14 protein-coding genes and 2 pseudogenes are annotated in these 13683 nt (G+C 60.3%); 8 read left to right on the forward strand and 8 right to left on the reverse strand.

The window, feature by feature from the left end; genetic code table 11:
* Positions 1–186: 186 nt before the first annotated feature.
* The 4 genes from ACF8FB_RS15235 to ACF8FB_RS15250 all read left to right on the forward strand — a co-directional run bounded on the left by ACF8FB_RS15235 (position 187) and on the right by ACF8FB_RS15250 (position 3334).
* Positions 187–1080 carry a LysR substrate-binding domain-containing protein gene (locus ACF8FB_RS15235; RefSeq protein ID WP_392510927.1) on the forward strand — a complete coding sequence of 298 codons (894 nt, stop codon included), beginning with the start codon at positions 187–189 and terminating at the stop codon, positions 1078–1080.
* A 99-nt stretch (positions 1081–1179) separates the two neighbouring features.
* Complete coding sequence (locus tag ACF8FB_RS15240) at positions 1180–1884, forward strand: SDR family oxidoreductase (RefSeq protein ID WP_392510882.1); 705 nt, start codon at positions 1180–1182, stop codon at positions 1882–1884.
* An 81-nt stretch (positions 1885–1965) separates the two neighbouring features.
* Positions 1966–2358: a GFA family protein gene (locus tag ACF8FB_RS15245; protein ID WP_081273312.1), complete on the forward strand. Its 393-nt coding sequence runs from the start codon at positions 1966–1968 to the stop codon at positions 2356–2358.
* Positions 2359–2494: 136 nt separating this feature from the next.
* Entirely contained in the window at positions 2495–3334 is an 840-nt protein-coding gene (locus tag ACF8FB_RS15250) for a GyrI-like domain-containing protein (protein ID WP_392510884.1), read from the forward strand.
* Positions 3335–3405: 71 nt separating this feature from the next.
* Here ACF8FB_RS15250 and ACF8FB_RS15255 read toward each other — a convergent pair whose 3' ends face one another.
* From ACF8FB_RS15255 to ACF8FB_RS15270, 4 genes and pseudogenes are all read right to left on the reverse strand, one after another.
* Positions 3406–4380, reverse strand: a complete 975-nt coding sequence (locus ACF8FB_RS15255; protein WP_392510886.1) for an EamA/RhaT family transporter — start codon at positions 4378–4380, stop codon at positions 3406–3408.
* Positions 4377–4940 carry a TetR/AcrR family transcriptional regulator gene (locus ACF8FB_RS15260; protein ID WP_392510888.1) on the reverse strand — a complete coding sequence of 188 codons (564 nt, stop codon included), beginning with the start codon at positions 4938–4940 and terminating at the stop codon, positions 4377–4379. Before ACF8FB_RS15260 ends, ACF8FB_RS15255 begins: the two co-directional genes overlap by 4 nt.
* Positions 4941–5379: 439 nt before the next feature.
* Complete coding sequence (locus ACF8FB_RS15265) at positions 5380–5853, reverse strand: hypothetical protein (RefSeq protein WP_392511530.1); 474 nt, start codon at positions 5851–5853, stop codon at positions 5380–5382.
* A gap of 186 nt (positions 5854–6039) precedes the next feature.
* Positions 6040–6156: pseudogene (locus ACF8FB_RS15270) on the reverse strand (IS5/IS1182 family transposase); the annotation flags it as partial.
* A gap of 174 nt (positions 6157–6330) precedes the next feature.
* Here ACF8FB_RS15270 and ACF8FB_RS15275 point away from each other — a divergent pair.
* The gene (locus tag ACF8FB_RS15275) at positions 6331–6948 is read left to right on the forward strand and encodes a LysE family translocator (RefSeq protein WP_392510928.1); all 618 of its coding nucleotides are present in this window, start codon (positions 6331–6333) and stop codon (positions 6946–6948) included.
* 45 nt (positions 6949–6993) lie between these two features.
* On the opposite strand, the gene ACF8FB_RS15280 is transcribed toward ACF8FB_RS15275, so the two are convergent.
* Both ACF8FB_RS15280 and ACF8FB_RS15285 read right to left on the reverse strand, forming a co-directional pair.
* Entirely contained in the window at positions 6994–7302 is a 309-nt protein-coding gene (locus ACF8FB_RS15280; protein WP_392510892.1) for a chorismate mutase, read from the reverse strand.
* Between the two features lie 222 nt (positions 7303–7524).
* A pseudogene (locus tag ACF8FB_RS15285) lies at positions 7525–7650 on the reverse strand (site-specific integrase); the annotation flags it as partial.
* A 97-nt stretch (positions 7651–7747) separates the two neighbouring features.
* On the opposite strand from ACF8FB_RS15285, the gene dusA reads away from it, so the two are divergent.
* From dusA to ACF8FB_RS15300, 3 genes are all read left to right on the forward strand, one after another.
* A complete protein-coding gene (dusA, locus tag ACF8FB_RS15290) occupies positions 7748–8758 on the forward strand; it encodes a tRNA dihydrouridine(20/20a) synthase DusA (RefSeq protein ID WP_392510894.1) in 1011 nt (336 codons plus the stop codon).
* 156 nt (positions 8759–8914) lie between these two features.
* Positions 8915–9841, forward strand: a complete 927-nt coding sequence (tal, locus tag ACF8FB_RS15295; protein WP_020190071.1) for a transaldolase — start codon at positions 8915–8917, stop codon at positions 9839–9841.
* Between the two features lie 179 nt (positions 9842–10020).
* Positions 10021–11871, forward strand: coding sequence for an alkaline phosphatase D family protein (locus ACF8FB_RS15300; RefSeq protein WP_392510898.1), 1851 nt, complete (start codon positions 10021–10023; stop codon positions 11869–11871).
* A 148-nt stretch (positions 11872–12019) separates the two neighbouring features.
* Here ACF8FB_RS15300 and rssC read toward each other — a convergent pair whose 3' ends face one another.
* Positions 12020–12502, reverse strand: coding sequence for an anti-sigma factor antagonist RssC (gene rssC / locus ACF8FB_RS15305; protein ID WP_161774733.1), 483 nt, complete (start codon positions 12500–12502; stop codon positions 12020–12022).
* Positions 12499–13680, reverse strand: a complete 1182-nt coding sequence (gene rssB / locus ACF8FB_RS15310; protein ID WP_010953151.1) for a two-component system response regulator RssB — start codon at positions 13678–13680, stop codon at positions 12499–12501. The genes rssC and rssB overlap by 4 nt, the downstream gene beginning before the upstream one ends.
* Positions 13681–13683 lie beyond the last annotated feature (3 nt).

Raw genomic sequence — 13683 nt, forward strand, 5'->3', positions numbered from 1 at the left:
ACTTATTTTTCATGAAAATTTACATGAAAAATTTCACGCGTCAAGTCGAACGATGGAATTGTGCAGCCGCCAACAGAGGGTTTGCTGCGCAGCGAAGCGGATTGGCTGCGGTGGCGCGGGTTTCTTTACAGGCGCTCGGCGAGTAGCCTCGTGGCTGAATCCTCCAGCCCGAACCTGTCCATCGCCATGCCAAACGGTTTCCCTGATTTGCCCTCGCTCAATGCGCTACGTGTGTTCGAAGTGGTTGCCCGCCACCTGAACTTCCGCCTGGCCGCCGAAGAGCTGGGGGTTACCCAGGCGGCAGTGGCACAACAGATACGCGGGCTGGAAGCGAGCCTGAACCTTCGTTTGTTCGAGCGCCTGCCCCGGGGCCTGGCACTGACCGATGCGGGGCTGGGCTACAGCGGCAGCATTCGCAACGCCTTGGCGATGATCGATGAGGCAACCCGCCTGCTGCGGCCACAGGCGTCTCACCTGACGGTCAGCGTGACACCAACCTTTGCCTCCAAATGGCTCATTCCCCGGTTGGGCAGCTTTGCGCACAGCCATCCGGACATCGATTTACGTGTACTGGCCACAGATCGGCTGTCCCACTTCAATACCGACGGCGTGGATCTCGCAGTCCGTTATGGCAAGCCCGACATCGGCGCGGGCTTGAACAGCGAACTGTTGATGGAACAGCGTATCGTCGCCGTGGCCAGCCCAACATTGTTCGAAGCCAGCAAAACCCCCACCAGCTTCGAGCAGCTTCAAGCGTTCACCCTGCTCCATGATGCCCATGATTTCTGGCCTCGGTTCCTGGCACAAGTGTTCCCGCAACACGGGCAAGCGACTGCCAGAAACCTGCGGTTCAACCAGACTTCATTGGCTATCGATGCCGCCATCAGTGGTCAGGGTATTGCGTTGGCAAGCCTGGCGTTCGTCAGTGATGACATCGTCGCGGGCAGGCTGACCCAGGTCTTCGCCCAGCAACTCAGGCTCGATAAGTCGTTCTACCTGGTGTGGCCACGAAAGTTGCAGCAGCCGGAGTCGCTAGGCATTGTCCAGCGCTGGTTCAAGCAACAGGCAGGCAATAGTTAATCTACTGCCTTGGTGAAGTTTAGCTGTCTCCCTCGCTGCCACGACTGCTGCTAATTTTAGTGCGCCTAAGCATTCAGCGATTAACGTTCCGGAGGCAGCATGTCAGTAGAAAAAGTTGCGATCATCACAGCAGGTGGCAGTGGAATGGGCGCAGCAGCGGCACGGCGCCTGGCCGCTGACGGGTTCAAGGTTGGCATCCTGTCCTCCTCGGGCAAGGGCGAAGCCCTGGCTGCCGAGCTTGGTGGTATTGGCGTAACGGGTAGCAACCAGTCGGTTGAGGACCTGAAACGCCTGGTCGATGCCGTGGTGGAAAAGTGGGGGCGCATCGACGTGCTGGTCAATAGCGCCGGCCATGGTCCGCGCGCGCCAATCCTGGAAATCAGCGACGAAGACTGGCACAAGGGCATGGACACCTATCTGCTCAATGTCATTCGCCCGACTCGCCTTGTGACGCCCTGCATGCAGCGCCAGAAAGGGGGTGTGATCATCAACATTTCCACCGCCTGGGCGTTCGAGCCCAGTGAGCTGTTCCCGACGTCTGCAGTGTTCCGCTCGGGCCTGGCCGCATTCACCAAAATCTTCGCCGACCAATTCGCCGGGGACAACGTGAGGATCAACAACGTCCTCCCCGGCTGGATCGACAGCCTGCCAGCCACCGAACAGCGCCGCGACAGCGTGCCGCTCAAACGCTATGGCACCTGCGAGGAAATCGCCGCCACCATTGCGTTTCTCGCCAGCGAAGGCGCTGCCTACATCACCGGGCAGAACATCAAGGTCGATGGCGGCTTGACACGCAGCGTTTGATTGCCTGTCGGCCCGCAGGCCAGTCGACTGATCGGGCCAAGGCGATTACGCTGGCGCTTTTCCAACTGCACGGAAGCGCCAATGACAGAGGCATACCAAGGAAGCTGCTTGTGCGCAGCCGTCTCTTACCTGCTACTCACCCCACCCAAGGCAGTGAGCCACTGCCACTGCAGCCAGTGCCGCAAAAGTCACGGCGCCGCATTCGCTTCGTACGGCAGCATTCCGCGCAGCATGCTGCGAATACTGCGCGGCGCTTCCAGCATCAAGGCCTTTTCTTCATCACCGACGGTTACGCGCGAGTTCTGCACGGAGTGCGGCTCGACCTTGTTCTGGTCACGCGCCCAAGGTGAGTTTGCCGACTGGATTTCGATAGCGCTGGGAACGCTTGATACTCCGTTCCTGCCCAGGAAGCAGAAACATGTCCACGTCGACGCTGCTGCCCCTTGGTACTCACCCTGTAACCCTGACTCATAACGCTTGGCAGCACATCAAGCCACCCGATAGAGCAATCACGGCTAGGCACCTCGGTGCCTGAACAACGGATGCTAGCGCTTACCGCACCCTCCAGAGATTCCGTTCGTTGACTGACTCACAGCACAACCCTAGCTACATGAAACGGTTCGAAACCGTGCTTGCCTACATCGACAGCCACCTCGAAGGCGATCTGTCGGTAATTGCCTTGAGCCGCATCGCCAACTTCTCGGCGTTTCACTTCCATCGGCAGTTCACGGCCTACATGGGCGTTCCGGTTTCACGGTATGTGCAACTGATGAGGCTTCGACGCGCAGCGCATCAACTGGTCGCCTCGCCCGCGACGCCCATACTGGAGGCCGCATTCGGCGCCGGTTTCGAAAGCCCCGAAGCCTTTGCCAGAGCGTTCAAGCGCGCCTTCGGCATGGCGCCGAGCGCGTTCGCCAAGGCACCGAACTGGCAGGCCTGGAGTGCGGTATTCAATGTTCCTCACCGATCCAGGAGTATCACCATGCAGATCCGTATCGTGAATTTCGCCGAAACCCACGTGGCCGCGCTCGAACACCAAGGGCCGCCCGGCCTGGTCAGCGAAAGCGTCGCGCGTTTTCGCCAATGGCGCATGCAAAGCGGCCAGTCGCCTGTGGCCAGCAGCCGAACCTTCGGCATCCCCTACGACAACCCCGACACCACCCCGGCCCAAGCCTTTCGCTTTGCCGTGTGCGGCGAGATAGACGAGACAGTGCAGCCCAACGATTTCGGCGTGCATGAACGGGTTATACCGGCGGGGCGCTGTGCCGTGATCCGACATACCGGCTCGCCTGACTACATTGGCGAAACCATCTACCCGCTTTATCGTGACTGGCTGCCATCAAGCAACGAAGAACTGCGTGATCATCCGTTGTTCTTTCATTACCTGAGCGTGTACCCGGAAACGCCACTGGAGCAATGGCAGACGGACATCTACGTGCCGCTGAAATAGGCTGAGCCATGGACAGCGGGCGTAGCCAACTTGGCCGGCCCAGACGCATGGCCGGGCAACCGAGCCGGGGATCAGATACGTACCCTGGATGCCTCGCCATGCGTCTGGAGGCGTGTTTGCTTGCGATAAAAGGCGTGAATAGCCCACACCACCCCTACAAACAACAAGGCTGTACCAAGCGCTTCCATAGGAGACGGCCAGCGCTGGTTGATGAGCAGGCCCATCGTAGTTGCATAAATGGTCCCGCTGGCGATCAATTGCCCGCTCAGCGCCAGCGGAAGACGCCGCGTTGCGATTGACCATGCCCAGGCACCTGCAAGGGTGGCCCCTAACCCCTGAATCAGCCCACAGACGATCAGCGCCTGAGTACCTGCCAATCCGCTCGGATAGCTAGCGAAATGAGACAGTTTCAAGTACAGCCCAACCGGGATGAACGCCAGCATTTCGACGCTGCACATGAAGATCAACATGGCTGACCACAACATGGGAGACATGCTTGGGCGTCGAGCCAAAGCACTTTCATTCAACAGACCAAAACCGGTCCAGAATGCGATTGCCAACAACGATGCAAGCAACCCAAGCAGTAACGATGCGGTTGGGAGCACTGCCGCCGCACGGCTAGCATCAAACACGCTCAGATTGACCAGGCTGATGCCCAGACCCGCCACCAGCAGTGGCCCGGCAATGGCGCGCCAAGGCACGCTGGCGCTGCGCATGTTGCCGGCAATCGCGAGCACGATCGGTACTGACCCCATCATCACAGGGGGGATCACCGGCCCGGCTGCCAAGACCGCAGTGGTGATCAGGAAGAAGTAGCCAATGTATCCCAAGAAGCCCAGCAGTGCGGCACAGGCCCAGTCACTCAGTCGCAATTGCCGCACTTCGCTGCGGTAAACGAACAGCACCAGCAGGCTACCTAACCCGGCAAAGGCATAGCTCACCACCGCCAGGTCAAAAAGGCTGTAGTCACCGACCAGCCCCGGAAAAATGTAGAGCAGTGACCAGGAAAAGGTGGCGGCAATGGCCGCTAACAGGCCCAGGGTCATACGCTCTGCTCCTGCCTCTGAATCCAGCAATGAGCTATTTGCCGGGCAGTGTCGAATACCCGCATGTCCTGGCCCATCGCGCCGCTGACAAAACTGCCCTCCAGCAAGATAAACAGCCCTTGGGCAACTGCGTCGGGGTCGTTTATACCGGCGCTCATGGCCAAGGCAGCAAGGTTTTCGCGTATCCCTTGCTTATGCCTGCTCACTGCTAAATGCACGGGGTGGCTAAACTGGGGGAATTCAGCCGCACTGTTGACGAACAGGCACCCGCGCTCGCTATCTTTCAAAAGAAAGCGTTCATACAGATCGAAAAAAGCGAGCATGCCACTGACTGGCTCAGGATGCCTGGCCAGGGTGCGCGCTACCTCTTCACGCCAGCGTCGGTCACGCTCCTCAAGGCACGCCACTATCAGCGCATCCTTGGAGGGGAAATGGCTGTAGAGCGTCATTTTGGTAACTCCCGCCATCGCGGCAATGGCCGTTACCCCCGTCACGTATACACCTTGCAACAGAAACAGCTTCAGCGCGGCATCAATCAAACGCTCACGGGTATTGTCCAATTCAAGGCACTCCGGCAAAGGGACGGAGCTGACTATACTGACCGGTAAGATTCAGGCCGCATCCAGATACGACCTGAAGCATGGCCGCTACGACACAGAGCGCAGCAGCAAAACGCAGGCCTGGCCAATCAGAAACTTGCTACGCCAGCTAAGCGCCCCCTGTACTTGGGATGCGAATCTGGGCTGTGTGGCTGATCGTGCCGTCTACCTTCTTGCGAAACACCGCTTGGCCCAACGTGTCTTGGGCATGCCGGTGGCAACTGTGTTTACCGAGATCGATCCCGACCCGTGCTGACTCGCTCGTGATGATGGCCTCCAAAACAAAACACCCTGCGAAAGCTTAGCCCTCGCAGGGTGTGGGGGTGACCCGTTCATTTTAGCCCGGTCTACGCTGGGCTTTCGTGCACGCTAAAGCCGGTACTGCATGGATGCGGTCAAATCATCGATCATTTTTTGAAGAAGACCCGACAGCGTTGCTGAGGCCTTTCGAATTATGATCGCCTGGCGTCGTTCCAGAGATGGCCGTGGACTTGGCCAAACCGCGAGTGTCCTTGGAGTTAGCGACACCCGAGGTGGTGGTGCCATGACCGTTGTCGCTGTTGCGCGAGCTTCCGTAATGATTGCCGCTTACGCCATGATCGCGTGTCGCCTTTCCAGCGTGATCACTTCCAAGGCCCTTCCCGCTTCCACTATGCCCTCCCATGCCACCGGCATGTCCGGCGCCGTTTCCACCGCCATGTCCGCCGCCACCGCCATGACCACCGCCGCCGCCGCCGCCGCCACCGCCACCACCACCACCACCACCACCACCCTTGGCATAGGCGGAACTGATCGGGGAGATATCGGCAGGCAAGAATGCCGTCATCCCGAGTGCCAATGCACAAGCAAAGACAGCAACCAAAGGTTTTTTCATTTTTTGTTCGGCTCCGGAGGCGCGAGTGGGTGGCTAAAGTGCGGATTGGACCTGACACAGACACCAAAGTTCTCGCATTCCGACAGACTGCCAGGGAAACGCCGATCACGTTCTCCCGAGCGCGTAATGAGCAACATCTCGACCGCGCCAGGCCCATTTTTCGGCCGATAGCGCGGCGTTCAACAACTAGCGGCGCCCCATCCACAGGTCCGACAGCGCAAACAACGTGGTCCGTTGTGCAGTGTTCTTGGCCAAGCCACGAAAGCGAGCCTTCACATAACCGAACTGGCGCTTGAGCGGACGACTGTGTCAGCACAGGTAGTCTGCCCCGTCCTGACGTGTTCGGAGAATCCTCGACCAACCAAGCAGGGCCGAGCCCGCCAGTGCTGACAGCCCTTGAGGTTCCGCCTTGCTATTGGCGTACCCCGCCGTCAGGATGGATGCTTCATCAGGCTTAAGGAGAGAGCCGTGTTTCCCATGAACGTGTGGTTCGCCTATACCGCCGCCTGCGTGCTGTTGGTGCTGGCACCGGGCCCTGACAACGTGTTGGCCATTGGCCGCGGTCTCAGCCAGGGTAAAGTCGCAGCGGCCGTATCCGGCATGGCGTCAGGCGCAGGCATTTTGTTTCACATTGCAGCCGCTTCGTTAGGCTTGACCCTGCTAATGCAAACCTCGGTGCTCGCATTTTGGGTGATCAAGCTCATGGGTGCCGGCTATCTGCTCTGGCTAGGGATCAAGGTTCTGCGCGCTCGTAGCCTGATAAGCCTCCAGCCGGCGTCCAGGCAATCTCTGTCCAGCATTTTTCTGACTGGTCTGCTTTCGGCTGCGCTCAACCCCAAGCCAGGTTTGTTCGTGCTGGCGTTCATTCCCCAGTTCGTCGACCCCGCACGCGGGTCGGTCAGCGTGCAGATGATGGTTTACGGCGTGTGGTTCGCCGCACTCACTGCATTAGGGTTTGCCTTGATGGGCATTTTCGCCACGGGACTGTCTCGCTACCTGTACCGGCGGCCACGGCTGGTGAATGGGCTGAACGTGGGCGCAGGCCTCACCTTCGTCGCGTCTGGCGTCTCGATTGCGGCGTTGAGCCAGAGATAGCAAGCAGGAGAAAGCGGCGGGGCTGCGTATGAGCCCCGCGTTTCATCACGATGCTGAAGCCTCGACGGCCAGCTTCGCATGGGTGTTCAGTTCCTCGGCGATGAAGGCCGAAATCATCGCCCGATAGACCTGTTCCACCACCTCAGCCGAGGCACCGGTTTCGTCAGCCATCTCACGAACCTTCTTGATCACTTGCTCGACCCGAGCAGGCGCACGCACATCATCGGTGGTTTTCTTGAAGCCCGCTGCTTGCGTCACGAGCCTTCCACGTTTGGCGAGAAGCGAAACGAGGCTGCGGTCGATTTCATCGATCCGTTGACGGACTTCGTCCAGAGAGGCGCAAGGTACATCCATTTGCTTGACTTCCTTTTCATGAGCCTGCGATGGATTGGAGCAGGCTGTCGTGGGTGATCGGGGCGTGCAGTGTAGCTGCTATGCCAGGTCTGCTTAACGCGCCTCAGAGGGTGTAACGCCGCAGGAATAACCCAATCCATTTCGAATAACCAGCTCACGCCTGCGTGGCGCAGATCGCGAAAATGCAGATCCTCCACACGAACCATCTTTCGCCCAGGCTCAAGCAGCCTGCTGGCGGGCGAATGTCTGGGACTCTTGGTAGACTAGGACACCCTTTTTCTTGAGGCGGATCTGGACGGTATAGCTAACCGTCGAATCGGCCTTTTTCCTTGCTCTGATCGTTGCCATGATTTCCGGTGGTACGAGCGTGAATGGCGGTGGTACATCGCACCACTGTCAAATCCAACACGCCCCCGGAAAATGGTACATAAATGCGTAGCCCAGAATGCTCCTAGAAAACGCTTCAAAGCCACAAACCAAGCGCCCTGAGCCGTCACGCCGCTTCAGCGTTGCCCCCATGATGGACTGGACCGACAGGCATTGCCGGTTCTTCCTGCGCCTGCTCTCCCGGCAAACCCTGCTCTACACCGAAATGGTCACCACCGGCGCCCTGCTGCACAACGACGCTCACCGTTTCCTGCGCCACGATGCTTCTGAGCACCCGTTGGCCCTGCAACTGGGCGGCAGTGTGCCGGCCGACCTGGCCGCGTGTGCGCGCCTGGCTGAAGAAGCGGGCTACGATGAGGTCAACCTCAACGTTGGCTGCCCGAGCGACCGGGTGCAGAACAACATGATCGGCGCATGCCTGATGGCTCACCCGGCGCTGGTGGCCGACTGCGTGAAGGCCATGCGAGATGCCGTATCGACGCCTGTCACGGTGAAGCACCGCATTGGTATCAACGGCCGTGACAGCTACGCCGAACTGAGCGACTTCGTCGGCCAGGTGCGTGAGGCCGGCTGCCGGAGTTTTACCGTGCATGCACGCATCGCGATTCTGGAAGGGCTGTCGCCGAAAGAGAACCGCGAGATCCCGCCGCTGCGCTATGACATCGCAGCGCAGTTGAAGAGGGACTTCCCGGACCTGGAGATCGTGCTCAACGGGGGGATCAAGACCCTGGACGAATGCCAGGCACACCTTGAAACCTTCGATGGCGTGATGCTGGGGCGCGAGGCGTATCACAACCCTTATCTGCTGGCCGAGGTGGACCAGCAACTGTTTGGCAGCGATGCGCCGGTGGTCAGCCGTAGCGAGGCATTGGCGCAACTGCGGCCTTATATCGTGACGCATATGGAAAGTGGCGGTGCGATGCACCACGTTACCCGGCATATTCTGGGGCTGGCCCAAGGATTCAAAGGGGCGCGGCGCTTCCGCCAGTTGCTGTCGGCAGACATTCACAAGGCGGCCGAACCCTTGGCGGTGTTTGACCAGGCCGTGGAGTTGTTGCAGGGGCGGTGACCTCAGAGGGAGGGAACCTCGGGCTTGCTTGCGACTCGAATCTTCACCTTTCGTACAGCCCTGTGCGGGCCAGCGGGTCCGCAGGGTTTCGGCGGCCCTTGAGCGGCTGTCGGGCCTCGGGTAATGTCGAGTAAATGCACAGGACAGAGCACGCCCATGACCTCCAAGCTGGAACAACTCAAGCAGTTCACCACCGTGGTCGCCGACACCGGGGACCTGGACGCCATCACCCGCCTGAAGCCGGTCGATGCCACCACCAACCCGTCGCTGCTGCTCAAGGCTGCTGCCATCCCGGGCTACGCCGATCTGCTCAAGCAGGTGAAGGCCGACGCCAAGGGTAATGTCGACCTGGCCTGCGACAAGTTTGCAGTGGCGGTAGGCTCGGGCATTCTCAAGGTCATCCCGGGGCGTATCTCCACCGAGGTGGATGCACGCCTATCGTTCGATGAGCCAGCCCTGCTGAACAAGGCGCGTCAGCTGATCGCCCTGTACGAGGCGGCCGGAGTGGCAAAAGAGCGTGTGCTGATCAAGCTGGCCTCCACCTGGGAAGGCATTCGCGCCGCCGAGCAGCTGGAGAAGGAAGGTATCCAGACCAACCTGACCCTGCTGTTCTCCTTCGCCCAGGCCCAGGCTTGTGCCGATGCCGGGGTGTTTTTGATTTCGCCGTTCGTGGGCCGTATCTACGACTGGTACAAGAAGAGCACCGGCCAGGAATACGTGGGCGCCGAGGACCCAGGCGTGCAGTCGGTCACCCGCATCTACAACTACTACAAGGCCAATGGTTACAACACCGTGGTCATGGGCGCCAGCTTCCGCAATATCGGCCAGATCGAACAACTGGCCGGCTGTGACCGCCTGACCATCAGCCCCGAGCTGCTGCAGCAGCTGAGTGATGACCAGGGTGAATTGCCGCAGGTGCTGAAACCGGGCAACGCCGGTGAAGCCAAGCAGCACCTGAACGAAAGCCAGTTCCGCTGGGCGATGAACGAAGACGCCATGGGCACCGAGAAACTGGCCGAAGGTATCCGCCAATTTGCGCGGGACCAGGAAAAGCTGGAGAAGTTGATGGCTGAAAAGGCCTGATACAGTTCGTGGTTGCCTGACGGGCGGGAAGTGTTCAGTATTTTCCGCCCGTTTTGTTTGCCACGCCTTAGTTGTGTATTGAATTCTCGGGCCTGTTCGAGGGCAATCCCGCTCCTACACCGATCGATGTAAGGGCGGGCTTGCCCGCGAACAGGCCGCCATAGCCACCCGAGCTGTCGATGACCTCCCCTAACCCGTTGCCCCTCGTTCTCGCCGGCCCGGTACTGCGCCGCCTGGAACCCCAGCGTCTGGCCGTCTGGCTGGTCACTACCCAACCACTGCAGCCCGCGTTCGTCTGCATGGCAAGCGAGGCCCACGTCGATTGCCAGGTGGTGCCGATTGGCCGGCATGCCTACGTTCACCTGCTGGACATCCAATTCGCCAGCCCCCTGCCCTGCAACCAGCTGCTCGACTACGACCTGCTGATCAACGGCCAGGGTATCGCCGACTGGGCCCCACACCTGCTCTACCCCGGCAACCCACGCCCGAGCCTGGTGCTGCGTGAGCGCCTCGACCATTTGCTGCACGGTTCCTGCCGCAAGCCGCACCACCCTGCCGCCGACGGCCTGCTGTGCGCCGACCGGCTGCTGCAGGGGTGCAAGAAGCCCGAAGACCGCCCCGCCGTGCTAGTGATGACGGGCGACCAGGTTTACGCCGACGATGTCGCTGGCCCCATGCTGCGCGCCATCCATAGCCTGATCTCGCGCCTGGGCTTGTTCGACGAGCAACTGGAAGGTGCGGTGGTAGCCGACAGCCAGGCGCTGTACCAGCACCCGGCCAGCTACTACCACCGCGCCGACCTGCTGCCGGCGCTGGAACGCAACGACACCCTGCGCGAGCGTTTTTTCGGCGGCAAGCGCAAGCCGATCTTCTCGTCCAGCAACGCCGACAACCACCTGGTGACCTTCGCCGAAGTCATGGCCATGTACCTGTTGGTGTGGTCGCCGGTGCCCTGGCAGCTGGTGGACCTGGGAATCCCCAGCGGGCTCAGCGACGAGCATCAAGCCCGATACCAGCAAGAGCTGCCGCTGATCCAGGGGTTTGCCGACAATCTCGGTCAGGTGGCGCGGGTGATGGCCCACCTGCCCTGCCTGATGATCTTCGATGACCACGACATCACGGACGACTGGAACCTCTCGGCGCAGTGGGAGGAAACTGCCTACGGCCACCCATTCTCGCGAAGGATCATCGGCAACGCCTTGCTCGGCTACCTGCTCTGCCAGGCCTGGGGCAACAACCCGGACGATTGCAATCCGCTGATCAAGCAATGCCAGGTGCTGACCCGCCAGAACCAGGATGAGCTGATCGGCGAACTGTTGCGCTTCCAGGGCTGGCAGTTCAGCCTGCCTACAGAACCACCGCTGCTGGTATTGGACACCCGCACCCGCCGCTGGCGCAGCGAAAGCAACCTGGCCAAGCCGTCCGGCCTGCTGGACTGGGAAGCGCTGAGTGAATTGCAGCAAGCACTGCTCGATCATCCCTCGGCAGTCATCGTGTCACCTGCGCCGATTTTCGGGGTGAAGCTGATCGAGACGGTGCAGAAGGTGTTCAGCTGGCTGGGCTACCCGCTGCTGGTGGATGCCGAGAACTGGATGGCCCACCGCGGTGCAGCGCAGGTCATCCTCAATATCTTCCGCCACTCGCGCACGCCGGGGCACTACGTGGTGCTGTCGGGGGATGTGCATTATTCATTCGTGTATGAGGTGCTGATTCGCCACCGCCAACGCAGCCCGCACTTGTGGCAGGTGACCAGCAGCGGAATCAAGAACGAGTTCCCCCGGCGCTTGCTGGATGTGCTCGACCGGCTCAACCGCTGGTTGTATGCACCGCGCTCGCCGCTCAACTGGTTTACCAAGCGCCGAGAAATGGAGGTGGTGCCGCGTACGCCCAGCCACAGCAAGGCCGGGGAACGGCTGTGGAATGGTGCCGGGCTGGGACAGGTGTTTTTTGATGAACAGGGGCGGCCGGCGCGGGTGTACCAGCTGGATGCTGGCGGGGGTGAGGCTACAGAGTTTAAAAACCGGGCGTAGTGAGATTCAGAGTTTTTACAGCCTGTGCCGGCCTCTTCGCGGGTAAACCCGCTCCTACACCTGATTGGGGGTGGACACACATTGGTGTTTGGGCGCAGGCCGTCGTAGGAGCGGGTTTACCCGCGAAGAGGCCGGCACAGGCTATAGATCAGCTCCGCTCCAGCGCATTGACCAGATCATGGAAGGCTTCGCGGTTGGAGTCATTCAGGCCCATGAGGATCTTGTGCGCCTCCAGCACCTTGGAGCGCACCACCTCTTCATTCTGGTCCTGCGACGGCAAGTCGGTCAGGCAATCGGTGCAGGGTATCGGTCGATCGACGATGTTGAACACCTGATCGAAGCCCATCGACTGCAATAACCGTGAAATGTCCGGATTGGTAGTCACCACCGTCGGCAGCAGGCCCACCTTCTGTCGCGACAGGATCGACAGCTTCGCCAGCAGGCCCAGCGTGGTGCTGTCGATACTCTCGGTTTCAGTCAGGTCGATGACAATCGCCGAGAAGTTCAGCGCAGTGAAAATCTTCTCGATCGTCGCATCCAGCGCCGAACACAGGGTCAGGCGCACTTCACCAACGAATTTCAGTACGAAGGTACCGCTCTGCTCGGCGAACTGAATTCTACCGGTACTCATTGAAGGTTCCTGCTCAACACCAATAGGGCGATATCATCCGGCATCTCCCCAAGCGTAGCCAATCCAAATCGTTGACGCAGCCCATCCAGACTGCCACCTGCTGCCTTGACGATCTCCGGCAAGGCGGCTTCTTTATCTTTGAGCGTATCACCCGGCAAAAGGTCCAGAATGCCATCGGACATCAGGCTGAGGCTGAACTGCGGGGGTAGCTCCACCACCAAGTCCTGGTAGGTGGCCTCATCGAACAACCCCACCGGCAGGCCGCGGCCTTCCAGGTAGCGGCAATGTTCGGGGGTGTACAGTACCGGCAACGGCAAATGGCCGCCGACAGCGTAGGTCAGCAGGCCGGACTCTTCGTCGATCACCCCGCCGACCATGGTGACGTGCTTGCCCAGCTTGCTGTTGATCAGGCCGCGGTTGATGTGGCTGAGCACTTCAGACGGCTTGAACTCACGCATTCTGCTGCGCTTGAGCTCGAACATGAGGCGCGTGGTCATGAATTTCAACAGCACGGTGACAAAGGCCGACGACGCCCCATGCCCGGATACATCGGCGAGGTAGAAAGCAATGCGCCGCTCGTCCACGCGGAAATAATCGACAAAATCACCCGAAAGGTACAACGACGGGATGATCTGGTGCTCGAAGGCGAACTCGCCGGCCACCCAGGGGCTTTCCGGCAACATGTTCATCTGCACCTGGCGACCGGCGGTCTGGTCCTCCTGCAGCAGGTGCAGGCTGGCCTCCAGTTCGCGGTTGGCGGCTTCGAGCTTGTCGCGGTAGCGCTGGTTTTCCAGCACGAGGCGCGAGCGGTCGAGGGCGCGGCGCACCGAATGCTCGAGTACGGCCAGGTCTTCCAGCGGCTTGATGAGGTAGTCGGCGGCGCCCAGGCGCAACGCTTCCACCGCATCACTCATGACGCCGGCACCGGACACCACGATCACCGGCAACTGCGGCGCACGCTCGCTGACCTGACGGATCAGTTCGAGGCCGCCCATCTGCGGCATGCGCAGATCGCAGATCACGAGGTCGGGCTGGTGTTCTTCGAAGACCTGAAGCCCCTGCTGGCCATTACCGGCCTGGAGGACGCTGAAACCACTGTCTTCAAGATAGGCGGCGAGGCTGGCACGGACCACGTCGTCGTCATCGATGATCAGCAGCGTTGCACTGGTTTTCTGCATGTG

This window comes from Pseudomonas sp. yb_2 (assembly GCF_043103905.1).
Classification (GTDB): domain Bacteria; phylum Pseudomonadota; class Gammaproteobacteria; order Pseudomonadales; family Pseudomonadaceae; genus Aquipseudomonas; species Aquipseudomonas alloputida.